The sequence below is a fragment of the Mucilaginibacter phyllosphaerae genome (genome assembly GCF_004378255.1).
GTDB classification, from domain to species: Bacteria; Bacteroidota; Bacteroidia; order Sphingobacteriales; family Sphingobacteriaceae; genus Mucilaginibacter; species Mucilaginibacter phyllosphaerae.
The window spans coordinates 390,183-414,398 of record NZ_SNQG01000005.1; the positions used below are offsets into that span (position 1 = coordinate 390,183).

The following is a 24,216-nucleotide window of genomic DNA, read 5'->3' on the forward strand; positions in this document are numbered from 1 at the left end:
TACTTTAAACGTTTAAGGTTAAAACGAGTCAATACAATAGATACCAATTATACTAATATCTCACAATATGAAAGTTTTAAGTAAAATACTGGGCATGGCACTATTAGTGTTTATGTTCGCATCATGCGCCCCGGGCAGGATAATGGCCCAGCAAGAGGGCGGCTATATATCCGACCAGGAGTTTTATGATGAATTGCAGCCTTATGGTACCTGGGTTTACGACCCGCAGTACGGTAACGTATGGGTGCCGGATGTAGAAGAAGATTTTAGGCCCTATGCTACACGCGGCTATTGGGCCATGACAGATTATGGCAACACCTGGGTATCAGATTACCCATGGGGCTGGGCTACTTTCCACTACGGCAGATGGCGCTTTGATGATTATTATGGCTGGGAATGGGTACCCGGCAATGAATGGGCGCCGGCATGGGTAAGCTGGAGGAACGGCGGCGGTTACTATGGCTGGGCACCGATGGAGCCGGGCATAAGCATTGATGCAGCATACAGCGATAATTATAACGTACCGGATAACTACTGGATATTTGCGCCATACGCCTATATCAACTACACCAACGTTTATAATTATTATGTACCTTATAACCGTACACGTACAATTATACGTAACACCACCTGGTTAAGAAACAGCTATAATTATAACAACAGGGTTTATTATGGTGGCCCGCGCCGAGAAGAAATACAGCGCTACAGCAACCGCCCGGTTAAAATTTATAATATTAACAATGTAAGCAGGCCATCGCGCATTACGGTTAATAACAACAATATTAATATATACAGGCCTGCGGTAAGGCAAAATACCGGTGCACGCCCAGCAAGGGTGGTAGATGGTGCGGCTTACCAGCAACAAAACCCCGCGCAACGCATTGGTAGCAGAGACCGCAGCAGGGGCACTGTTTACAATGCAGAAAATGCGGCTAAACTATCTGAGGCAGCAAAAAACAGCAGGCCCGACAGCCGCATCATCCGCGGAAACAATAACGATGGCAGGGGCACTGTGAACCCGGCACGCCCAACACAGCCGGATGCTGCAAACCCTAACCAGGGTAATGTAACCAACCCAACACGCGGCAACAGACCTGTTAATAATGATGTACAGCAGCAACAACGTAATACAGACAGGGAGCAGGCGCGCCAGCAGCAACAGCAGATGCGCCAACAGCAACGGCCGGCACGCCAGCAGCAAACCGACCAGCAGCCTACCAATAACCCGGCTGTAAATAATAATGATGCACAACAGCAGATGCGTGAGCAGCAACGACAACAGCAGGATCAGCAACGCCAGCAGCAACAACAGGTACGTGAACAACAAAGGCAGCAGCAGGATCAGCAACGTCAACAGGCTGCCGATCAACAACGCCAACAGCAGCAACAACAGGCGCGTGATCAGCAAAGGCAGCAGCAGGATCAGCAACGCCAACAGCAACAGCAAGCGCGCGAGCAGCAAAGGCAACAGCAAGACCAGCAACAACAGGCGCTTGATCAGCAAAGGCAGCAGCAGGATCAGCAACGCCAACAGCAAGCGCGCGAGCAGCAAAGGCAGCAGCAGGATCAGCAACGCCAACAGCAAGCGCGCGAGCAGCAAAGGCAACAGCAAGACCAGCAACGCCAACAGGCGCGTGAACAACAGAAGCAGCAACGTGAACAACAGCGCCAGCAGCAAAGGCAGGAGCAAGCTGCCCCTGCCGGCCGGCCAGTGCGTAATTGATACTAAATAAATACGCATAAAAAAAGACCGGTCGCAAATGCGACCGGTCTTTTTTTATGCGTATTTATAAATATTAGTATATAAATGAACCTACTAAAAGGTCAAGCACTGCTTGTTTTTCTAACGGCTCATCAAAAGAACCTGTAGCAATTCTTACAGATGTGTTAAGGGCCGAAACTAAATTCACACCACCTTGTGTAACATTTTCTTCGCCTGCATAGTTACCGTTTACAGGGGCAAAGCCGGTATCGTTACCTAACGAAGCGGTACTTTGTATGTACGGCCTGATGGTAGTGCTCAGGCCAAGATCATAACGTAACTGGCGGATGGCAGATGCGTGGCGCGCTTCAACCGCATGAATATCTAATGCAGCAGTTAAAACAACCTGGTTGCCCAGCAAATTACCAGCCTGGCCTTTGTATGCACGTACACCGGTATCTTCAAATACCTGTGCCAGCAACAAAAAGGTAGGGAAATCTGTTAATGCAGTTTTGTATGGGCCATTCCCGCTGGCGTTACCACCACCTGATAGATCAATGTTTGGTTTTGCTACGGCTGTACCGCCTAACTGGCCTATTACAGCTTTCAAGAATGCAACGTGTGCATTTTCATCGCGTGTTATTGGGGCAATATAATTTCTTTGTGCTGCAGGTATAACGTTTTTTGCTGTACCCTGGTTATAAAATTCGGCCTCCAGGTATTCTAACGTCAAAGCGTAATTTAATACGTCAAGCACAGTTGATGATGTTTGCCCGTAAGCTTTTTTAAACAAGGTACCTAAAGCAAAAGGCATGGCAGCCATAGCTACCTTTGAGCCAAAGCTGGTTATATTTTTGATAGCGGCACGGCGGGGGCTTAACCTTTCGTGTATCTCCGGATCAATTTCTTCTATTTCGTCTATGATGTTAAATAAATTCATGGCGTTTTTGTGTAATTATGGTTTATAATTAAAAACTGTTTGCAGTTACTTTGGTCTTCAGGAAACCGTTTGCTGCAGATAAAATGTCTTTGATGGAAGCATGCTTGTTTAAGCCGTTTGAATCAAGCTGGTCGCTTGCAAAACTTCCCGGGCTGATCAGGTTAGAGATCAAAGCCGCGTGCCTTGCTTCTACCGATACAATTTTACCCGCAAGGGTTAAGTAAGTAGCATCTTTAATTAAATAACCGGCACCATCATAGGCTTGTACACCTGTGTCTTCAAGTAATTTAGCGGCTCCTAATACACTGGCGCGGCTGCTAAAATTAATCGAGCTAAAATCAGTTGTTAAAGCCATAATAGCCTTGCTTCCTAATGCGGCCTTAAAAAAGTCGCGGTGCAACACTTCGTGGTCGCGAATATCTGTAAGATAAGCCGTTTCAATTGCAGTGATGCCACTGTAAGGAGTAGCAGCAACCTGCAGGTAAAAGGCAGCCTCTAATTGTTCAAGCGCGTAAGCATAATTTAATATACCTATATCGCCCGAGCCAATATCAGTTGCACCGGCTACTGTAACACGCTCTTTTTTACATGATGCTGCAGCGCCCATAACGGCTACAGCTGCCGCACTTGCACCGGCGTAACGCAAAAAAGACCTTCTGGCCATATTTGCACTGCCTGTGATTGGGTTAATGTCTGTTTTCATAGTTGGTTTTTGTTTTAGAATAACTTTGATTACGAATAGTACAGTCACTTACGTGTAAAGTTTTAACTCAGATTTTAAAAACTATAGTTTATAGCAATATAGAGTAAGAAAAGTAAAAGGCACAAAAAAGGCCGAAAAACTCTCGCAGTATTTCGGCCCTACATCTACCTATGAAAAACTCCCTTTGAGAAGGGTATTAACTTAAATACAAATGTAATGCCCAATCATAAAAGTGCCCTTATTTGCTTAAAAAAGCCCATTCATGTTAATAGGCCATAATTTATTGTAGAAATTGCTTCTCAGAATGTAGAAAAAACAATCCCCGGCAACATTTATTTGCATTAAAATTAAAACCGCTTTATCTGATCGCTGCTTAAAAATTATCAGAAACTAATTATAACTATCAATGTTACAAGAGTATGGATTACAATGTGTATTTATTGGCTACCGACCCTAACAACCCCTGCCGGGATGTGATACACTCAAGGGATACCGGATTAAAGATCAGGGTTTTTTGCCTTAGCGAAGACAGATTTATGCCGAGCGATAACGAAATTCAGCTTTATGGATACGCTAACGATAAATTGTATGCTTTTGAAACCATTAATATTACTGCCGATGATGCCCTTGATGTAGTAGGTGCCATACAATGGTATGCCGACTATATAGAGTTCCCGGAGATGGAAATTTTACCCGAAGACCCGCGTGCAAGCAGCGACATAGCCATGTAATAAAATGCAAAAACCTGTATATCTGCAATTTAAAATTATTTTAAATTATTTTTTGGAGTATTAAAAGCAAACTCTATATTTGCATTCCCAAAACGAACAAGCCATTAGGTGAACGTTTAAGGAAAAGCCAAAGGGAGTTTAGCTCAGCTGGTTCAGAGCATCTGCCTTACAAGCAGAGGGTCACTGGTTCGAACCCAGTAACTCCCACTTAAAAATCAAGCACTTACAGTAGAAATACAGTAGGTGCTTTTTTTATTTCCAAACATTTTCAATGCGCAATAGGCTGTAATTGTATTTGTTTTCCTATAAACTTTAGCAGTTACGCAGTGAAGTTAAGAAACTATTTTAAAATAAATTTTTTTGAATAGGGTTTCAAAGTTAATTTTGTGCCGTGTTAGGGTTACTACTCAGCATAGTTAGAATCAGCTTTTTCAAGGCTGATTACTAACAATCGCAACTACAAAATCGGTAATTTTTATTTAATACTATTTTACGATGAAAGAATTTCTTTCGGTTGCCGACCTATGCGAGGTCTTAAACGTTTCAAAATCTACTGTTCACAAAATGTCTTCTAAGGGCACTATTCCTGTTTACAAACCTGAAGGCACCAAACTGATTTATTTTTATGGCGAAGATGTTTTAGCATATTTCTTCAAGGGCCGTATTCCATCAAAAGCTGAAGTTCAAGAACAAACGCTAAAAGATTTAAGTTCCCTAAAGGTATAGCTTAGTTTTAATGCATCATTTTTAAGTATCATCAGGTGTTAGCGCTTAACCTTATACCTGATGATATTTCCATAATAAAATCGCAATAATTAAAAATCGGTTGAGGCATTTCAAATGTCTAACCCATCTGGAAATGGTGGTGCTGACTTTAATCAATTTAAATACTCAGTACCAACTGGAACATTGATAAAACTTGAATTTATTGCCTCGCTCAATAAAAACTTCAAAAAACCTGGAGTAGCTTTTCTGAAATACTTGTATGTGGTTGGCACTGTAACATGGCATTACATTAATACCCATGCTATACACAAAAAATCCTCTGACTATAAAGGTTGTACATTAAATATAACACGCTTAACAAACATACTTGGAACTAAAAATGGTGAAACATGCAATATTATTGATGATTTAATTCAATATGAAATTCTGCAAAGGGTTGGAGGATATATTAAGAATTGTAAATCTTTTGATTACAAATTAAAAGATACAACAAAGGATTTTGAGTCCATTAATCTTTTTCCTGAGTTTGAAAGAATAAGTAAAAAACTGATTATTAAACATAATGAGTTCTATAGGGCGGTAAGTGAAGACTTAATTTTATATAAAAGTTTTTTGGACAAAATAAAGGTTTATGAATTAGATATCTACTTAGATAAACATAAAGAAATAGAATCTGAGTTATATCTTATGATGGGGGAATTTGAAAACAGCAATGAACTACAATTTGGCACTATTAATCATAAAATAAATTTAGTGCTTAAATCATTAATAGACATCCAAAGGGGAGATAGTTATATCCATAGGAAAAATCCTAAATCAAGAGTTCATACTCCTTTAACTGTATTAAAGCGAGAAGCTAAAGCAGTTTTGAGGTTTGAAGGTAAAGGATTTATCGAACTCGATATAAGAAACTCTCAACCACTAATAGCCTCAATTCTCATCAAAAATTATTGGGTTCAAAAAAACATGGATATTCCGCAAGATGTAAAGCAGTATATTAAAGATTGCGAAAATGGCTCATTTTACGATTACTTTATGGCATTAAATAACGTAAGTAGTGACGAAAGAACTGATTTTAAAAAACGGTTCTTCGCTGAAGTGTTTTTCAGCAAGGTTACAAAACGTCAAACTGTATTGAAAAAACAGTTTAAAAACAAATACCCAAACTGCGATAAAGCCATCTGCGATTTAAAGGGGGGTACCGGTTCCGAACGATATAATGAGTTTTCCATTTTACTACAGACAAAAGAGGCTCAAATAATTTTTGATAACGTTAACATGGGGTTAATAAGGCAAAACATACCTGCTTTTAATATTTTCGATTCTATCCTGTGTTTAGCGGAAGATGAGAATCGTGTCCGAGAAAGGCTTCTGGATGCGTTCAGGTCACATAATCTTTGCCCGACAATAAACACCAATGATTATACCGCAAACATGCCTATAGAGGCTGTAATGGCTTTAATTGAAGACAATAAAGCTACAATGAGGAAGAATTGTAAAGTTGAAGTTTCGCAAACCAAGTAAGTTTAAAAATCGCTTATACCTCTTTGAATTATACAAGTAATATATTTCTTGGGATTGGAGCCCGGCAAAAGAATATATAGATAATTAGGGGTTATTACGTATTGGTCTTGAAGGATTTCTTCGTTAAAAGGGGTATAGATTTTGCCGTTTTTTATCGTACCCTCAATTGGAGCAAATGCAATTTTGGAACCGCTGATTAGAGTGTCTTTTTCTAATATTGAAAATGATTGATTATGTATAGTCACCTTATAAAGACTTGACACTTCGCCAACGCTTCTATAAAATTTCGTTCCCTGAAAAAAGGAATTTCTCATCATGAATGTATTACTCTCAATAAGAGGTTTTGATGGAAGCATTTCATCCTTAAATATGTATGCCACATAAGCACTGTTGTTAAGTTTATAATCAGTTGCATTCGTGATAACAACATTTATACGTTCATGTCGCTCATCTGGAAAGTATAAACTTAATTGGTAAGGATATTTACTGCCGCCTAATGCGTTATAATTACCACTAATCCCGAAATATTTTTCAGTCGGCTCTTCATAATCATATTCTTCATTGTGTAAGTGGCTAAAAACGCCACCTTGAGCATCCTCTACATCTATGGTTATATGTTGAGTTTTTTTATTGTGGCTGGCATTAATGAAAACACAAGGCTTTCCAGATTTTTCATAAACTATATAGTTGGTAAGGAATACGTCCTGCTGTGGATGGGTGTATTTTTTAGAATAGCTTAATTTAATGACCTTATTTTGATATGCAGTAATTACTTGCCGATATGCAAGGTGCTTAATTATCGATTGAGCATTGCTTACAGCAGTATGAAGAATAAATACTATGATAACTGCTTTTTTCATGTGGATAGGTTTTATATCCAAAGATAAAAAAAACATTCCAATCGGAGGCTTTTGGGCCTCCGATATTGTTTAAAATCAATAACACATTTGAGGCTGATGGTTGATAAAAAAACTATAGCCAAGAATATCGGAGCCAATCTCAAAAAATTAAGAGAAGGGAAAGATTTATCTATGCAAGCTTTGGCTAATTTGGCAGACGTCGAAAAAAGCCAAATCGTAAGGATTGAGAATGGTCAAGTAGATGCGAAAGTCTCCAGTTTATATTTACTTGCTCAAGCCCTTGAAGTAGATGTTAAAGAGTTTTTTAGGGAAATTAATTAGGACTGTTTTGTAAAGATTTTTGTCGTTTTCAAACAGAATCACGCAGTTTTTGTAAACCAATTAAAATTATATTTTTTTTATACTAATTTGTTAATATTCAGTTATTTATAAAGAAATTTGCTTTGTTTAAAAAGCATAATAAATCTGCAAAAAACATACTGGTGCTCGCCACTACTAATATTGACCAGATTATTTTATAAATACTTTAAGCTATCGTACTAATTTACAGTAAACTTAATCGGCAATATTTATTGGTTCATTTATAATGGGTGATTTACCTTCTAAAAAAATAGAATACTCAAAAGGCGAATCATCATTCTGTAAAATGGAAATATTTTCAATTATTTCAGCGTCCGTATTTTTCTCTAACGCAGGTATAACTACAGGCAAATCTTCTCCCTGTAGTAATATTTGAGCTAATTCATGAGCGTTCATTGTATAAGGCCTTTAACTTTCATTACAGTTCTGGTTGATACATCGAGAATACTGCTAATATCACGGATGGGCTTACCTTTTTTTAATTCTTTAATGATGTTTTTGGATGATTGTTTTTCCAGAAATTTCTTGTCACTCTCTATGGCACCCTTTGGACGGCCTAACTTTCCGCCATTTTGAACATATACTTTCCGGCCAACGGATGTTCTTTCTTTAATATTTTCTAACTCCATTTCATAGAGAGAAGACATTACTGACGAAATCATTTTCCATATAGGATTTTTATTACCATTAGGCCGTGATTCAATTCCTAAATTCCTAACCCTAACATTAACGTCTTTTTCTTCAAGCCAATCAAGTACGTTAATAACATCACCAGTGTTTCTACCAAGCCGAGATAGCTCTTCTACCACAAGTTCTTTAACTTTCCCCTCCTCAACTAACTCTGTAATTGTTTTTCCGAATGGTCTGTCTTTAAAAGCTACACTGCCTGAAATCTTGTCCAAATAGGTTTCATTATAAACCTCTTTATCATCGGCATAGCGATTTCCAGTCTGACCGATAGTTGAGATACGATTATATTTAATTTTCATTTGTGTTTATTCTATTCATACATTAAAAGTAACACATCCTAAGTTCAAATCCAAATTATTTTGAATCAAAAACTGTATTCATTTTTATTATGAATTTCTGTAATACATTAACATTAAGAGTTATTTAATATATTTGACATTAGCGCTTAGCTCTGAATATCTTGCTAAGGCTTTCAACTTAAATCATAATTAATGAACTATATCTTATCACAAATCAATAGAAAAATTGAGTATTTAGAATCGGCTGGAAAAAAAAATGAAGCAAGAGTTCATTATCAAGCGAAATTTGAATTTATATTGAATTTTATCCTCGGTTATCTATGGAATAAAAATTGGCATAGCTTAACCCCAGACGACAAAGAATATGTAATCAATTGTATTTTAAAACCTTCTATTGGTAGCATCATTGCTATTTCAAGGAAATTGGATGTTGGGTCTGAATTTTTCGGCAATAGAAAATTAAAGAAATTTTATACTGCCATAGACGAGTATCCCAATTTAAGAAATGAACGAATTGGGCATGGGTTTTCATTTGAAGATGATACCGACGATATGATATCCAATTTTCAATCTCTTATATCAAAGATAGAAGAAGCGGATATTGATATTTTGGCACTTGATTGCGATATCGTATTTGTTGAACATTCGAAAGGTGATATTTATTTTGGCACTAACTTCAAGCCCGATGGTGCTACCTATATAGCATGGACTTGTCCTAAGCAAGTTCAAGCATTTGAATCAAACAGTTTATATTTACTAAAACAAGGAAAATATTTTCGAATTAGTCCTTTTATTCACATGGAAGGTGAAAATGATTTATTTATTTTCTGTTCTATTGAAGACAAATTGATTGGGCGAGTTAAGTATAATAAGCTTATTAGAACTGGTAGACAATACGTAGATATTCCGGAACTCCAAACTCTAAATATTTCCAATGATGGACATAAAATCAGAACATCAAATGGTACAGTAATAAACTCTTACCAAAATAATTATAAAAAATATATTGATGTTGGAATATCAAATAAGATTTTATCTTTTTTAACTAATAACAAATCATCAGTTTTTGCCACTCTGTGGGGACATGGAGGAGTTGGCAAAACAGCTTCGATACAACATGTCTGTGAGATACTAACTAACAAACAGGGCAAGGAGTTCGATTACATCGTTTTTCTGTCAGCCAAAGACCGTTTTTATAACTACTATCAAGGAGAGATTCAAAGAATTGAAGAAAGCATTTTGACGCTTGACCAAATAATAAATTATATAAACAACATACTTTCAAATTATTCATCACCTGAAATAGACCCTATATTAAATTTTTCTGGTAAATTATTAATTGTTATTGATGACTTGGAGACGTTTTCCAAAGTTGAAAAGGATAATATTACCAGCTTTATTAAAAAGTTAAATATCAATCACCATAAAGTTATAATTACTACACGCGCAGCGACATTAGTAACAGGTGAGGAAATTCAGACTAAGGAATTAGGAGAGGATGAGACAATTAAGTTTTTAGAATCTGCTTTGCAAAATGAAATCCCTGATTTTAATAGTTCGTCATTGAAAAAAGATTTAAAAAATTCTGATTTCAGAAAGAGAATTTATGAAATTACTTCTGGACGACCTTTATTTATCCTTCAGTTCACGATACTGTTAGGTCAAAAATCAAATTTGAACGAAACGTTAATCGACGATATAAAATCTACAGAAGCTGCAAAAAATTTCCTTTACGATAGAATTTATAATTATTTATCACCAGTGGCTAAAAATATGTTTTTAGCAATTAGTTTACTGGTAACCGAAGACGACCTCTCGGGCTTGGTAGATAGTTTGAAATTTGTTCTTAACAAAGAAGATAATGATGAAGAATTTCAAAACTGTCTCAATGAATTGATAAAACTTAAAATCTTGGTTCTTGAAGACAAAGAGTTTTATAAGGTGTATTCCCCGGAGATATACAAATATATGAAGTTCTTTTATGAGAAAAAAGATGGGGACACGGACTATGATTCTGTGATTACTACAAGGTTTGTACAAATAAGTGCTAACAGAGATTTAGATACAGAATTGGCTCTACTGGAAACGGCAGACGCAAGTAAAATGTTTAGTAGCGAAGAGGATGTTGAGAACAAATATCGATTTATAATTAATCGAGATAAAACAACAGAAAGAACTAAAATCAAAGCCATTTTAAATCTCGCAAATTATTTATTCACTTTTAAAGGTAAAGAAGATAAGACCAACAAACTTTTCACTGACTTTTATCATAAGTTCAATACCAAGCAGGAGTTTGTTAAAGCATACGCAACGTTTTGTTGGACTGTTGGAACCTTTGAAAAAAAGCTTAAGGCGATAGAGATTCTCAAAAACTTTTTAGAAACTAAACCGCAACTTGATACTGAAGCGTATTATGACTTTTTAGGCACTTTGATTACTTATTCTTCAATTCAACTTATCAACGAACGAGAAGAATTAAAGGATGCAGTTAGATTTGGTGAAATATCAAAAGAAGAGTATGCATATAGTCATCAACTTCAAAAAGATAGATTCTATCAAATCTATAGTACAATTGGAATGAGATTGTTTAAAAAAACAAGGGACTTTGATTTAATGTATTTATCCCCCAATTGCCGAAATGCTGTCTTAAACGGGCTCACCCATTTTGTAGAGATTTGTATACGAGTTAATAAGCGTGAAATCGGAAAAGAAGTTTGTAATAAAATAATTTCCGAGCTACCAGAGAACTATCACCATCCTTTTATCTTCCGAATAAAAAAAATTGAGATGATTGAACATCCGGAACGTAAAATAGATTTATTCCGTAGTAATACTGAAACAGCAATAGGTTCCAAACTTAAACAGGCAATGTTCGATAAGCGAAAAAAGGAAGCTAAAAAATAATCTACTGAATAATTTAGAGACAGTACTGATGTATTCGATATAAAGAACATAGAAAATTATTGGTCATATTAATATCAACAACTTTTTATAAATAAATTTTAAAGTGCCGTATGGATGAGGTTTCGAGAAACCAAGCTAATATATTAAAGAAAATGCTATATAAATTGATACTTTAGCTCGTTAATGAAAAAACGACTAACATATATTGATTTGTTTGCCGGATGTGGCGGGCTTTCACTTGGGCTTAATCGTTCAGGCTGGAAGGGGCTTTTTGCAATTGAAAAAAGCTCCCACGCATTTCAAACTTTAGAATACAATCTGACAGAAGTGGTAAAGCATTTTAGTTGGCCTAAATGGTTTCCGAAACAAGCGCACGATATTAATGCAGTTATTAAAGATTATTCTAAAGAACTTAAAAAATTACAAGGAAAAGTAACACTGATTGCTGGCGGGCCACCGTGTCAAGGCTTTTCTATCGCCGGGCAACGAAATGAAAAGGATGAACGCAATAATCTTATCAACTCTTATATTGAATTTGTTTCATTAGTAAAACCCAAGTTCATTTTTTTTGAAAACGTGAAAGGCTTTACTATGGAGTTTAAGAATAATAAACAAATTGGTAAAAAGTACTCTCAAATTGTTACAGATAAATTAACAGAGGAAGGGTATCACGTATATGGACAATTAATCAATTTTGGAGATTATGGTATACCTCAAAAGCGCACCCGATTTATTCTTGTAGGTATAAGGAAAGATATAAAACAATCTTCCATAGAAAAAGCTAAAAGTTTTTTTAGCCTTATTGAAACCAGAAAATTTGGTTTCTTAGAAGAAAAAAAACTTTGTGTTAAACCGACAATTGAGGATGCTCTTTCTGATTTGATAAGCGATAATATTTTTGTTGAAACGCCGGATAGAAAGGGGTATAAAAGCGGACATTATAAAGAAACCTCATCTCGGTATCAAAAATTTGTTCGTGAACAAACTCATATAAATGACATTCCCAACAGTCATAGTTTCGCTAAGCATTCGCAAAAAGTAATAAATCGTCTTAGTTATGTGCAGTCTGTTTCTACTGAATGTAAAAGCATTTCTGAGGAGCTAAAAAAACAAATAGGCATATCCACTCAAGTTTTAGTGCCATTGCAACCGAAAGAGCAATCTCCTACTGTTACTTCGCATCCAGATGATATGATACATTATTGTGAACCCCGAATTTTGACTGTTAGAGAGTGTGCGAGACTGCAAAGCTTTCCAGATTGGTTTATTTTCAAAGGGAAATATACTACAGGAGGAAAATTACGTAAAATGGAAGTTCCAAGGTACACACAAGTAGGAAATGCAATTCCTCCCTTATTTGGCGAACAAGCCGGATTAGTTTTAAAACATTTACTTAATGGCTAATTCAGAAAATTTTAAAATTAGTGCAGCACTAAAAGACATTATTGGTAAGGAATTGATTACCGATGAGTTTGTAGCTGTATTTGAATTAGTTAAAAACTCTTTTGATGCAAATGCGTCCAAGGTAGAGGTTATTTTTGAGAATAATTATGAACCTGAAAAGGCAAGAATAATTATCAAAGATAACGGGAAGGGGATGAATTACGATGACCTGAAAGACAAATGGTTATTTGTAGCTTACTCCGCAAAAAAATTAGGCAAAGAAAATGAGGATTACCGAGACAAAATAAAGTCACAGCGGGTTTTTGCTGGAGCAAAAGGTGTTGGAAGGTTTTCTTGTGACAGATTAGGCCGTTTCTTAAACTTAGTTACGGTCAAGGATGAAAGTGAAGCCAAGGTTGAGAATCTTGTCGTAAATTGGGAAGATTTTGAAAATGTAGATGATGAAGAATTTGTAAATATCAAGGTTACACATAACGTTCTCAACGAAAATCTATACCACCTAAAAAAAGGTACTACGTTGGAAATTTCAGGGTTAAGAGACGTTTGGGATAGGGAGAACATTTTACGATTAAAGGGCTCATTAGCTAAATTAATCAATCCAAATCAAAAAAATGACAGTGATAATTTCTCTATCGAAATACTGGCTAAAGAAGAAATTGCTTTAGATAAAGAACTTAATAAAAAAGGCGAGAAAAAGAAAGATTTAGAAATTGTTAATGGAGCAGTTAAAAACACAATTTTTGAAACCTTAGAAATCAAAACCTCCAATATTCTTGTCAAAATTAGCGAGAGCGGAAAATTTATCGAGACGACTTTACAAGACAGAGGGGATTTGATATACTATTTGAAAGAAAAAAACCCTTATTCGAATTTAAAAAACATATCTATCTACCTGTTCCAATTGAATAGGAGTGCTAAATTAAACTTCACACGAACGATGGGCATGGAGCCTATTAAGTACGGTTCCGTTTTTATGTATAAAAATGGTTTTAGAGTGTACCCGTATGGAGAAGAGGCAGATGACTTATTACAAATAAATCGGAGAAAACAACAAGGATTTAATCGCTTTTTAGGAACACGGGATTTAATTGGGCGAATTGAAATTGGAGGAGAACAACCCGAATTGAGAGAAATCTCAAGCCGTGATGGTGGATTAGTTAAAACATCAACTTACTTTGATTTATTGGAATTTTTCTATGATTATGTCCTAAAACGTCTTGAAAATTATGTTGTCAATATAATCCGTTGGGGTGATGAACGGATAGATAAAGAAACCGGAGAAATTGAACCGGAATTATTACCCAAAGATGTAAAAATTCAAATATTAGAATTAATAACTGGCTTCATTAACTCTAAAAACATCATTGATATTCAATACAATAAGGATTTTTTAAAAATAATTTCGGAAAAACAAGACAAAAGCGTTGATAAAATTATAAAGAATATCAACAACGTAGCAGAAAAATCAGGCAATCCGGAACTTGTAAAAGAAGCAAAAAAAATAGAAAAAGCAGTAAGGGAATCCAAGGCTGATGCTCAAATCGCATCTATCAAAGCGGAAAAAGCAGAAAATTTAAGGCAGGAAGTCGAGAAAAAGCTTGAAGCTGTCGTTAGCCAAAAAAACTTCTTACAATCAGAAATTAGCGATGATACGAAGAATTTAGAAAGTATTTTACACCATATTGGCTTAACTACAAATTTGATTAAAACAGACCTTGAAAATCTTGTTAAAGCAATAAATAATGATTCTTCAAAAGAAGAATTAAGTAGCATAGTTAAGAGATTAAGCCGTCAAAATGAGAAAATAACTTCCTTCTCTAAGTATTTCAAAAAAGTCAATTTCAATATTTATACTAATAAATTGGATGTTGATATAATATCTTTTACAAATGAATATCTCGAAAATGTATATAAGCTAAGAGATGATTTGAGAAACAACAGAGAATTGTTAAATGTAAAGATTCATACAACGGCTAATTTCGAGCATAAAATCAAATTCAGTCCAATTGACATGATTATAGTGTTGGACAATCTAATCAGTAATTCATCAAAACATGGTGCATCAACCGTAGAGTTAACATGGGCTAAACAGGAGAAAGGCACACAGCTATCTTTTAAAGATGATGGGAAAGGCATTAATGACAGCATAATTGAAAATGTTTTTGACTTTGGGTTCACTACATCAAGGCGTGGTTCAGGAATTGGCCTGTATCACGTAAAGGAAATCTTAGAAAAACTTAACGGCACTATAACGGTAAACAATAAATTAAACAAAGGGGTTGAGTTTGTGATTTTTTTCAAAAGCTAACTGTATGAAACTTGAATATAATATTCTTTGGATTGATAACGATATACAGGAGTATATTGCTAACGGAGAGGTCAATAACTTGAACTTATATCTGGAAGAATTAGGATTTGAGCCTAATATTGTTACCGTCGAAGACGAGGCAGATTTGGACAATTTTATATACAATTACAAATATGATTTAATCATTTCTGATTTTAATTTGAACGCGACAACGGGTGATAAGATTATTGAAAAGATAAGAGATGAAAAAGGTTTTTCAACGGAAATATTATTTTATACAGCAAAATCTAACTTTAGAGATGACCCCGATGTAAAAGAGAGGTTGGCTTTTATGGATAGAATAACATTTCATTCCAATAGAGATACTTTCTTAGATAAGGTTGAAAAGCTGATTAGACTGACATTGGATAAGCTGCTTGAATTAAACGCAACAAGAGGTCTAATAACCGCTGCTACGAGCGATTTAGATGTAGAGATTGAGGATATTGTTATGCTATTAGTTGAGAAACACGGAAAAACCGATGACGCCTTAAAACAAATTATTACTGATAAAGCATTTACGCCATTGCAAAGAAGAATAGATAGTTTTTGGGATAACTATAATAGTTTTCAAAATTATTTTCATAAAATAGATGCTGTTAAAAAGTGGGAAGTTTTTAGAGATTTGTTAAGACCTCTAAGAACAGACCCAATAATAAGCGCTTTTTTAACTACAAACAGGACATATCAGGATGATGTAATCAAAATTCGAAATCAATTCGCTCATGCTAAAGCGATTGATGACGGGGGATTAATAAAACTGAAAGGGCAGATTGAAGGTCAAGACTTCGAATATACTGAGCAAACTTGTATTACTGTTAGGAAAAATCTTATCAACCATAAGAGAAGCTTTGAGGGCTTAAAACAAGCTCTTGCTTAACAATAATAACCCTAAAAATCAGATGTCAAAAAGTGTCCAGTTTAGGCAGAACGATACCTTTTTAAATTTTACAGCCTTTTCACAAGTTAAGCACCTTATTTGAACAAGAGACAATTTACAACTACACCCAAGTAGAAATCACATTAAAAGTAAATTATATGTTGACATATAACGAGCTTATTGAATTAAAAGAAAAGTTGGCTAATGGAGATGTTACGTTAGAATATGCAAAAGAATTATATTGGAATGATTTTGAGGAAGGGAAACGGGCATGGCATACAAAAGATTGGAAAGAAAGGCGAGCTGAAGTCATTAAAGACAAATGCGAGATATGTAACAGCAAAGAAACTTTAACATTACAACATCTTTCTCATCCCCTGAAATATGGGGATTACGAACGTGCAGTAACTAAAACATACACTCAAAGTTTTATCGGTTCTAATACCATCGTTAGTAAACGTGAATTTTGTGAACATATAATAAAGGAATATGATTATGTCCCTATTCCTTTGTGTCCAAATTGTGGAGATAACCGACCTGGTAAGAGAGTGAGGAAACTTCCACAATACCTTTGCGGACGATGCCGACACGAATTTGATAAACCTATTTATAAATCGGTGGATGAACTCGTTGCTATTTTTTATGAAAATGAAGATGCTCTTGATGTTCGTGACAAATGTTTTATCTCAAAAGATATATGGAAAAACAACCATAATATATCCAATATAAAATATTGGTATCAACGAAAAATGGTGAAAAATATACAGTCTGAAATAATTGGGAAGGAAGCACTTTTACTGTATTTAGATGACAATATAAAGTATCTTTCTTTTGAAGATACAATTACTGCTTGTAAAAAATGTGCATTTACCTTTGACATAAAGAGTATGGAATTATGTCCAAAATGTAGGAAGCATTACAAAGGCATTCAGTATTCAACCTGTATTCAATGTTTACCTGAAGAAAAACGAAAAGCAGCATTAGAAAAGATTGAATTTGGGAAAGAATGGCAAGCAATGCATAAAGAGCTTGGAATTGATTAAAAATAACAAGTTTTAGTTTTCCCTTCATTGCAAGGTCTCTCACAAACATCCCTGCGCTTGGAGCTATTTAGCAAATTACTCTTACAGCCATAAATAGTGAATGTTATTTTGTTTCTTTAGAGTAGCATTTTAAAATCTTGCTAAACCTTAAAACATGGCTCAAAAAATTGAAAGCGAAAAACTACTCGTTAAAGAAGTATTTACTAAATGGTTTCGTATTCCTGAATATCAACGACCTTATGTTTGGAGTAATGACCAAATAAGTGAACTATTAGATGACGTTATGCAGGCCTGCACGTCTAATCCTGATTCTGATTATTTCCTTGGTTCAATGGTTCTTCAGAAAAAAGAAAAGATTGAAGGTGGGACTAAGTACACCGAATATGATTTATTAGATGGTCAGCAACGCCTGACGACACTATTTTTAATTACAGCAGTAATTAGAGATTTAACACCGCCAACCAGTACAGCAAGATTACAATCCTCCCGTGAAGCAATTTTCCAAATAGCAAATGATGATGATAATATCCCGGAAAGAATTAGAATCGTTTTTGATATTAGAAGTCAAGTAAAGGATTTCATAAACGAATTTGTTAAGGATGAAGGTGGCACCAAGAAAAAAACAGAATTATTAGATAAAGCAAATAATCCTTATGAAGATACCTCCATAAGGAATATGGCTAACGCAATTGTTAAGATTCATGAATACTTTATTGAGAATGATGTAAATGCGTTTTATAAATATTTACGCTCCAATGTATTGATGATTTATGTTTCTGCCGAACAACTTGAAGATGCATTCAGGATGTTTACAATCATGAATAACCGTGGTGTTAAATTAAGAAACAGCGATATTCTTAAAGCAGAAAACCTTGGTCAAATCACTAATGCAACAATTAGGATGGACTTGGCTAAGAAATGGGAAGAAACAGAAACTTACTTTGGTGAAGATTTTGATGCTTTTCTTTCCTATCTCCGAACAATTCTTGTAAAACAAAAAGCTACAGTAAGCTTACTGAAAGAATTTGAAGACAGTATTTACAATCCTAAAGTTTACGATAGAAACACCAAAACCTATAGTAAAATCCCTGCTCTCTTAAATAAGGGCGAAGATACATTCAAGTTTATTGATAAGTATAAAAAGCATTATGAACAGTTGTTTGATAATGATAATTATAACCTTACAAATAGCTTCGAGGTTCATAACTATCTTCATTTAATGGAAAAAGGATTTGAAGCAGATTTTTGGATTGCTCCTTTACTTAGATACTATGATAAGTATAAATCAGAAAACTTGATTGGATTCATCAAAGCATTAGATAACAAGTTTGCTCACGATTGGCTACTTGGTTACACACCTACCATTCGTATTGAAAATGTAAACGCTATTATTCAGGCAATAGATGATTCTACAGTCACTGGAGAAGTTATTATTAACCCGGCTTTGAAAATTGAATCATCAGAGCTTAAAACAGTGTTTTCAGGCAATATTTATGGTAAAAGAGCTGCACGATATGTCCTATTAAAATTAGACCTCTTGTACCACGGTCATACTACCAAACTGGAGATGCCGGAAACGATAAGCATCGAGCACATTTTGCCACAAACACCATTGGACAGTAGCCAGTGGAAGGTTGATTTTACTGATGATGAAAGAATTGAGTGGACTAATAAATTAGGTAACCTTGTTTTAATATCCAGAAGGAAAAATTCGTCTCAAAGCAATAAGGACTACTCTGATAAAAAGGAGAAATACTTTAAGCATAACATTGAGCTTTTCAGCAATTCAATAAGAATATTTAATCAATTTCCAACTTGGAATCTTGCAGATGTTAAGAAAAATCAAGCAAGTGTATTAAATCAAATAAACCTGGGCTTTGGGATTTAATCAACAACAAAATTTTAAAAAAAATATGCAACAAAAAATCACAATAATAAAAACGGATGAGCAGGGTGGATTAGAATTTTTATCACTTGACTTACTGATGGATGAGGTTTCATTCAGAGAACTTGTTGAGATGCGTTTTAACGGCTCTAAAGAAATAAAAGCTCAAGGTTCTGATTACTTAACATATTCAATAGAAGGTAAAAGTTTAGTTTGGAATCCACATTCTTTAAAAATAAGGGGATTCAACCCATACATTATCATAAATGATATACGTGCATTAGATGACCCTTCTGCAAGTGGAGCTACTACTAATGAAGAAGATGCAAAAAAAGAGCTTGAATTATATGGTATTGAAACTATATACATTGACAAAACCGACCTTTCAGAAATTATTGAAGATTTCAAGGAATAGTTTATGTGGTCAACTATCCGATTATGAATTTAGATGAAATTATAAGCGATTTTGATTTTGATAGTGTGGTTAGGCATGAATCAAGAGAATATCTTAATGAAGGTTATAAAATTGTTTCTTACAGTGATAAAGATGATGACAAAAAATTTATTACTAATGGTCTTAAACGGTTTTCAAATAAAGATGATAAAATAGTGTTCTTAATTGAAGCTATCAACCACCAAAATGAATTGTTGGACTATGTATCGACAAGGATTGATTATAAGGTCATTGACAACTATGATAATGATAACTTTTCTATAAACAATTACGAAGAATTTCAACGTAATCAGGAATTGTTAAAAGAGAAAAAAAATCATGAAGCCCGGATTTTTTATGCAGTGAGAGAACTTGAGAAATTAGGTTTGAATGATTTAAATAAAAATGCATTCTCTCAACCCCAAGTGAGTGATTTAACAAGGAAAATCAACGCGCTATTAATCAAGATTGATGAACTTTCCGTTGGTCAAGAGGTAATCTTTAATTTTATTGACGAATTGAAAGGAGACTTAAAAGATTTAAACAAAGATTATCCGTTGGGTAAAAAACGTTGGTATCAGCGATTCTCCGGCATTGTAGCAAGTTATTTAGGAAATAAAAGCGCTGATGCTTTATATGACTTAATTAAACCTGATATAATCAAAATCTTACAGGATGTATCTATAGATAAATTATTACATTAGTTCATTTTATCTGGCCTCTATGAACACTAACACCTCTTTGACTACAACAGTTTCAAATGAAATTTTAAATACATCATTAGACGTAGGAATTGATTATGCAGAATTAGGATTTGACGATTTACTAAACGACGGTGTTTTAAAGGAAATACCTGTAATCAAAACCCTAATTTCAATAGCTAAAATTGGAATAAATGTTAAAGAAAAATTCTTCATCAAAAAGCTATTGACGTTTTTAAAAGAGCTACATTCTGGAGGCGCATTGTCTGATAAATCCAATGACTTTAAAAATAAATTTGGAAGCGATTCCAAGTACAGAGAAAAAGTAACAGAGCAAATAATGATATTTTTAGATGCTCATTTAACCATAGAAAAATCCAAAATTTTAGCAAAGCTTTTTACAGCTCACGTTGAAGGAAAGTTTGACTGGAATCATTTTGTTAATTTGAGTACATGCTTAAACTCGTTATACCCTCAATCATTTGATTTTTTAAAACAGCTTTCAAATACTAATTTCAAAATCCCCCTTAGTCCAGAGCGTGATAGCTTGGGATTATCTCGTGATTTAAATAATGAGGCGTTGTTAAATTCATCAGGACTTGCGTATGATGCAAGCCCTTGGGATTCTGCGTTTGAGGTCGGTAAACTGGGTCAAGATTTATATAATTATGGAATAAAATGACAGATGATAATTATCGTGAAATTAGAGCTCAAATTCACAATTATATAATTGGTTTTACAGGTCATGTTAATGTTAACTATATCGCTCCAATAAACAAACAGAATGACTTTCATGAGGAGCCAAAAACCTTTTTATATACGGTATTATATAAAGTTAATAACGGCTTGAGTAGTTGTCAACTTTTCCTTACCGAATCTAAAGACTACGAACGCCATTTGGATGGGTTGTTTTTGATGCTAAGAACTTTGCTATCAGATTCACTTATAACAAATTATGTGATTAGAAAGAATTACACAAATGATTCGGATATTGTTAAAAATATTCTTCCGCTATATTCAGAACATTTGAAATTTGGCTTATATAATTTACGGCAGTACGGCAAGAAATTTTGGAAATATTCAGATATTCAAATTGGAGAACACGTCAATAAGTTCATCTCCAACTATAGCGATTACATTAATAAAAATGGCACACTTAAATATAAACCAGAAAGAACCACAATGGGACAAAAGGCCGACTATTTAATTACTAATATCCCGGAAGAGGCGGTACAACAGCTAATTATAAAAGCTCTTAGCCTTTACACCTTATTTTCAAAGTATGAGCATTTGGGTATGCTAAGCTTGCCCTTGATTCAAAGACAATATGATAAGAAAAACCAATTAACAATTATAAGAGAAGTTGTTGAAGCTATCGCAGTTATAGGCCATACTATAGAATTATGTATAAAAATCTGGAAACAGTTTGATGCTGATATTGACCCTATATTTCAATCTTTTATCAATAAATTCGTAACATTAAGAGAAACATTACTTAGGCTTGAGCTTAACCTTTAACTGTTTCCACTAAAGGTATAACTAATGAATTAAGCCCGTTTGTTAGGAGAAAATTATTTATCAATATTCTCATAAATCCAACGGATAACATACCTACATATCTTTCTTCAATTATATCTTTCAAATAAATTTTATCATTATTTTCATAGCCTTTTGGTATTATTAGGCATGTAGTAATTTGATTTCCTCCATATTCTGTTAATCGAACTGCATATTTTTTTTCTGAATAATTCAGAAAAAATTTCTCAATCGCTCCGCTGTATGTACCGTCTCTTTTAGGCGTCAAAGTAAGCGTTACAAGGCTTCTTTTTATCCAAACCTCATTCCAGTTGTCAAAAAAAGGAAAGTGCAGCAAAACGTTTCTAATCATCTTGACAAGCTCTTTTTGAAATTCGCCAAATTCAATCAATCGCAAGTCACTACCGTGGTTTTCCTCGAAAAAATTGGCAGAGTAAATTTCATTGTATATACTGTATAAATCTTTAATTGTACTGAAACGAACATTAGGATGATATTCAAGAAATGGCTCATTGAATATTATCTGCCCCAATTTTTTAAACCTGCCAATGCAAGTCGTTAGATATTCTATCTGGTCTGGAGAGAAATTTGACATTGTATTAGGTTGGTGATTTTAATGATATATATTTAATTAAAAATGGCAAAGTACCACTTCTACAATAATTTAACTAACGAAAATGAGCTAATCCAAACAAAGGTTAGGTATCTGGCTGATTATTTTGATTTTCTTGCAAATAACTTAGGTGCTTTTCAATTCCCATCTTTTGAAAACCATAAATCATTATTTAACAAAATCAATTTTCAGCTGATAAATTATACTGAACATAGCTCCAGTTATATACAACATTATTTAAAACATCAGCTGTTCAGTAAGAACGACTATTTATTAAAAAAACATTATCAACGCATATTTATAGTTATTGATGAACTTAGGAGTAAAGCATACGTTGAAGCAGAAAAACGGCAGGAACTTATTAATAATATACTACTTTCTATCAGTAATTTAGATAAAACCATGTTTAAAAAGGTTGCAGAAGAAATTGTTATTGTTGTTCAGTGCGAAAAAGATTTACACCAACACAATCATAAAGAGATTCTGGAGTATTGCGCTTTAATAATGATTACAGAATTTGCTTATGAAAATTTCCCGATTGACTTTTTAAAACGGGTTTTTGAGAAAGTATTAACAAATAATGTGGTGCTAAAGAAAGATGAAGTTGTAACTGATGCTCCATTGCCGGAAGTATTAGTTTTTGAGAGAGACAACCTAAAAGATGAGCCGGAAAAATACTACGAATTAGTTCAAAGTTACCTTGAGAATAGAAATCTGCAACAGCAATTAGAAGGCCTTTATCATCTTTTTAAGCATGCAAAAAAAACGTTCAGATTCCTTTTCAAATTAAACAATGTTGGCTCAAAGGAAGCAATAAAAATTGCTTATAAAGGAACTCTGATAACTTCCACTGCTAAATTTTACTTACAGAAGAATCCCAATAACAAGGAGTATTTAGAATTTTTCAGCACCAAGCATCAGTTGTATCTTGAAACAGAAGTTATCGCTGCCAACGAGAAATCAGCTAAGTTCTCTGCGCTAAGAAAAGCTAACGATTCATTACTCTATATCAATGATTATTTTGAAAAAAATGCGGTGATTAATGATAGAGATTATATTATATGTCAAAATAAAAAGTGTACAAGAATAAGGCCGTCTTTAACAGGGCTTTTTAAAGATTCTGTAGCGAAATTTAACAAGTCTCATGACACAAAAAATTTGGGCAAAATTGATACAATTCCGGCAAATCTTGTAAATCATAGAGACATTATTTATTTATTAGCAAACAGTGATTCTTACCCTGACCAAAAGCTTAATCATTATTGGCGATATTTAGAGGGGTTCTTTAACTCTGGAGCCGATGTGATTGAAAGATTACCAATAATTTTATCCAACCTTTCATTGAACTATACAACATGGTCATATTGTGCGTTGCTTCATGAGAATTTATATAAAATGTATCAGGAAGGAATTAGAGGTGAAGATTTAGGGTGGACTGAACAAGATTTTTTTAAAAACTTAAATGCGAATTTTTTCACAAAGGAGTTATTAAAAACCTATAATCAACATATCAAACATCCATATCTCAATAGAACTATCAATAAATACCTAAAAACTAAAATAAGCTCCCACCATAATAATTTGATTAATTATTATCGGGGCATTTTAAAGGAGGCTTACGAACAAAGGAATTTCATTCAGCATTCAGGAGTTTATCATTCAAATGCTGTTTTTAAGGTATTGTTGCAACTTCCAAATATGGTGTTTGATTTCAGAAGATTAATGATAAAACAAGCAATAAAAGGGGAAGTAGAACTGGAAGGAATTTTATTAAAACTTACAGTACAACCTAAAAAGCTTCAAAAAGCTATAAAGAAGCAGACCACAGTCGAGCAATACTAAACTTCTAATTTTTATTTAGAAAATAACTATTCATTAGGATTTAATTTCTGATATTCATCTAATATCGGCTTAGCTTGTTGATTCAGTAAACCA

22 protein-coding genes and 1 tRNA gene are annotated in these 24,216 nt (G+C 34.3%); 17 read left to right on the forward strand and 6 right to left on the reverse strand.

The genetic code is table 11. The features are described from left to right. The first annotated feature begins 67 nt into the window (after window positions 1–67). Window positions 68–1,723 carry a DUF6600 domain-containing protein gene (locus E2R65_RS15265; RefSeq protein WP_134337344.1) on the forward strand — a complete coding sequence of 552 codons (1,656 nt, stop codon included), beginning with the start codon at window positions 68–70 and terminating at the stop codon, window positions 1,721–1,723. Between the two features lie 73 nt (window positions 1,724–1,796). Here the strand turns inward: E2R65_RS15265 and E2R65_RS15270 are convergent, their stop codons facing one another. Continuing rightward, a complete protein-coding gene (locus E2R65_RS15270; protein ID WP_134337345.1) occupies window positions 1,797–2,642 on the reverse strand; it encodes a ferritin-like domain-containing protein in 846 nt (281 codons plus the stop codon). 28 nt (window positions 2,643–2,670) lie between these two features. Further along, complete coding sequence (locus tag E2R65_RS15275; RefSeq protein WP_134337346.1) at window positions 2,671–3,345, reverse strand: ferritin-like domain-containing protein; 675 nt, start codon at window positions 3,343–3,345, stop codon at window positions 2,671–2,673. Window positions 3,346–3,764: 419 nt separating this feature from the next. Here E2R65_RS15275 and E2R65_RS15280 point away from each other — a divergent pair, with 419 nt between their 5' ends. The 4 genes from E2R65_RS15280 to E2R65_RS15295 all read left to right on the forward strand — a co-directional run bounded on the left by E2R65_RS15280 (window position 3,765) and on the right by E2R65_RS15295 (window position 6,326). Then, entirely contained in the window at window positions 3,765–4,076 is a 312-nt protein-coding gene (locus tag E2R65_RS15280) for a hypothetical protein (RefSeq protein WP_134337347.1), read from the forward strand. A 132-nt stretch (window positions 4,077–4,208) separates the two neighbouring features. Further along, window positions 4,209–4,283 (forward strand) — tRNA-Val (locus tag E2R65_RS15285). A gap of 288 nt (window positions 4,284–4,571) precedes the next feature. Further along, complete coding sequence (locus E2R65_RS15290; RefSeq protein WP_134337348.1) at window positions 4,572–4,802, forward strand: helix-turn-helix domain-containing protein; 231 nt, start codon at window positions 4,572–4,574, stop codon at window positions 4,800–4,802. 114 nt (window positions 4,803–4,916) lie between these two features. Continuing rightward, entirely contained in the window at window positions 4,917–6,326 is a 1,410-nt protein-coding gene (locus E2R65_RS15295) for a hypothetical protein (protein WP_134337349.1), read from the forward strand. 2 nt (window positions 6,327–6,328) lie between these two features. Here E2R65_RS15295 and E2R65_RS15300 read toward each other — a convergent pair whose 3' ends face one another. After that, window positions 6,329–7,186 (reverse strand): hypothetical protein, encoded by an 858-nt coding sequence (locus E2R65_RS15300; RefSeq protein ID WP_134337350.1) that lies wholly within the window; start codon window positions 7,184–7,186, stop codon window positions 6,329–6,331. 96 nt (window positions 7,187–7,282) lie between these two features. Between E2R65_RS15300 and E2R65_RS15305 the strand changes: the two genes are divergently transcribed. Next, entirely contained in the window at window positions 7,283–7,507 is a 225-nt protein-coding gene (locus tag E2R65_RS15305; RefSeq protein WP_134337351.1) for a helix-turn-helix domain-containing protein, read from the forward strand. 234 nt (window positions 7,508–7,741) lie between these two features. On the opposite strand, the gene E2R65_RS15310 is transcribed toward E2R65_RS15305, so the two are convergent. Beyond that, window positions 7,742–7,942 (reverse strand): hypothetical protein, encoded by a 201-nt coding sequence (locus tag E2R65_RS15310; protein WP_134337352.1) that lies wholly within the window; start codon window positions 7,940–7,942, stop codon window positions 7,742–7,744. Then, a complete protein-coding gene (locus E2R65_RS15315; RefSeq protein WP_134337353.1) occupies window positions 7,939–8,535 on the reverse strand; it encodes a recombinase family protein in 597 nt (198 codons plus the stop codon). Before E2R65_RS15315 ends, E2R65_RS15310 begins: the two co-directional genes overlap by 4 nt. 192 nt (window positions 8,536–8,727) lie before the next feature. Between E2R65_RS15315 and E2R65_RS15320 the strand changes: the two genes are divergently transcribed. The 10 genes from E2R65_RS15320 (at window position 8,728) to E2R65_RS15365 (ending at window position 21,650) form a co-directional block, all read left to right on the forward strand. Beyond that, window positions 8,728–11,439: an NB-ARC domain-containing protein gene (locus tag E2R65_RS15320; protein ID WP_134337354.1), complete on the forward strand. Its 2,712-nt coding sequence runs from the start codon at window positions 8,728–8,730 to the stop codon at window positions 11,437–11,439. Between the two features lie 183 nt (window positions 11,440–11,622). Continuing rightward, window positions 11,623–12,843 (forward strand): DNA cytosine methyltransferase, encoded by a 1,221-nt coding sequence (locus E2R65_RS15325; RefSeq protein ID WP_134337355.1) that lies wholly within the window; start codon window positions 11,623–11,625, stop codon window positions 12,841–12,843. Beyond that, window positions 12,836–15,151: an ATP-binding protein gene (locus E2R65_RS15330; RefSeq protein WP_134337356.1), complete on the forward strand. Its 2,316-nt coding sequence runs from the start codon at window positions 12,836–12,838 to the stop codon at window positions 15,149–15,151. Before E2R65_RS15325 ends, E2R65_RS15330 begins: the two co-directional genes overlap by 8 nt. A gap of 4 nt (window positions 15,152–15,155) precedes the next feature. After that, on the forward strand, window positions 15,156–16,070 hold the full coding sequence (locus E2R65_RS15335; protein WP_134337357.1) for a response regulator: 915 nt from the start codon (window positions 15,156–15,158) through the stop codon (window positions 16,068–16,070). Window positions 16,071–16,228: 158 nt separating this feature from the next. Further along, window positions 16,229–17,113: a hypothetical protein gene (locus E2R65_RS15340; protein ID WP_134337358.1), complete on the forward strand. Its 885-nt coding sequence runs from the start codon at window positions 16,229–16,231 to the stop codon at window positions 17,111–17,113. Window positions 17,114–17,267: 154 nt separating this feature from the next. Continuing rightward, window positions 17,268–19,001 carry a DUF262 domain-containing protein gene (locus E2R65_RS15345; RefSeq protein WP_134337359.1) on the forward strand — a complete coding sequence of 578 codons (1,734 nt, stop codon included), beginning with the start codon at window positions 17,268–17,270 and terminating at the stop codon, window positions 18,999–19,001. Then, on the forward strand, window positions 18,991–19,413 hold the full coding sequence (locus E2R65_RS15350) for a hypothetical protein (protein ID WP_134337360.1): 423 nt from the start codon (window positions 18,991–18,993) through the stop codon (window positions 19,411–19,413). The genes E2R65_RS15345 and E2R65_RS15350 overlap by 11 nt, the downstream gene beginning before the upstream one ends. A 23-nt stretch (window positions 19,414–19,436) precedes the next feature. After that, window positions 19,437–20,135, forward strand: coding sequence for a hypothetical protein (locus tag E2R65_RS15355; RefSeq protein WP_134337361.1), 699 nt, complete (start codon window positions 19,437–19,439; stop codon window positions 20,133–20,135). A gap of 19 nt (window positions 20,136–20,154) precedes the next feature. Then, window positions 20,155–20,814, forward strand: coding sequence for a hypothetical protein (locus E2R65_RS15360; RefSeq protein ID WP_134337362.1), 660 nt, complete (start codon window positions 20,155–20,157; stop codon window positions 20,812–20,814). After that, the gene (locus E2R65_RS15365) at window positions 20,811–21,650 is read left to right on the forward strand and encodes a hypothetical protein (RefSeq protein WP_134337363.1); all 840 of its coding nucleotides are present in this window, start codon (window positions 20,811–20,813) and stop codon (window positions 21,648–21,650) included. The genes E2R65_RS15360 and E2R65_RS15365 overlap by 4 nt, the downstream gene beginning before the upstream one ends. On the opposite strand, the gene E2R65_RS15370 is transcribed toward E2R65_RS15365, so the two are convergent. Further along, window positions 21,640–22,263: a hypothetical protein gene (locus tag E2R65_RS15370; RefSeq protein WP_134337364.1), complete on the reverse strand. Its 624-nt coding sequence runs from the start codon at window positions 22,261–22,263 to the stop codon at window positions 21,640–21,642. The genes E2R65_RS15365 and E2R65_RS15370 overlap by 11 nt on opposite strands. A 42-nt stretch (window positions 22,264–22,305) precedes the next feature. On the opposite strand from E2R65_RS15370, the gene E2R65_RS15375 reads away from it, so the two are divergent. Next, the gene (locus tag E2R65_RS15375; RefSeq protein WP_134337365.1) at window positions 22,306–24,123 is read left to right on the forward strand and encodes a hypothetical protein; all 1,818 of its coding nucleotides are present in this window, start codon (window positions 22,306–22,308) and stop codon (window positions 24,121–24,123) included. Window positions 24,124–24,216 lie beyond the last annotated feature (93 nt).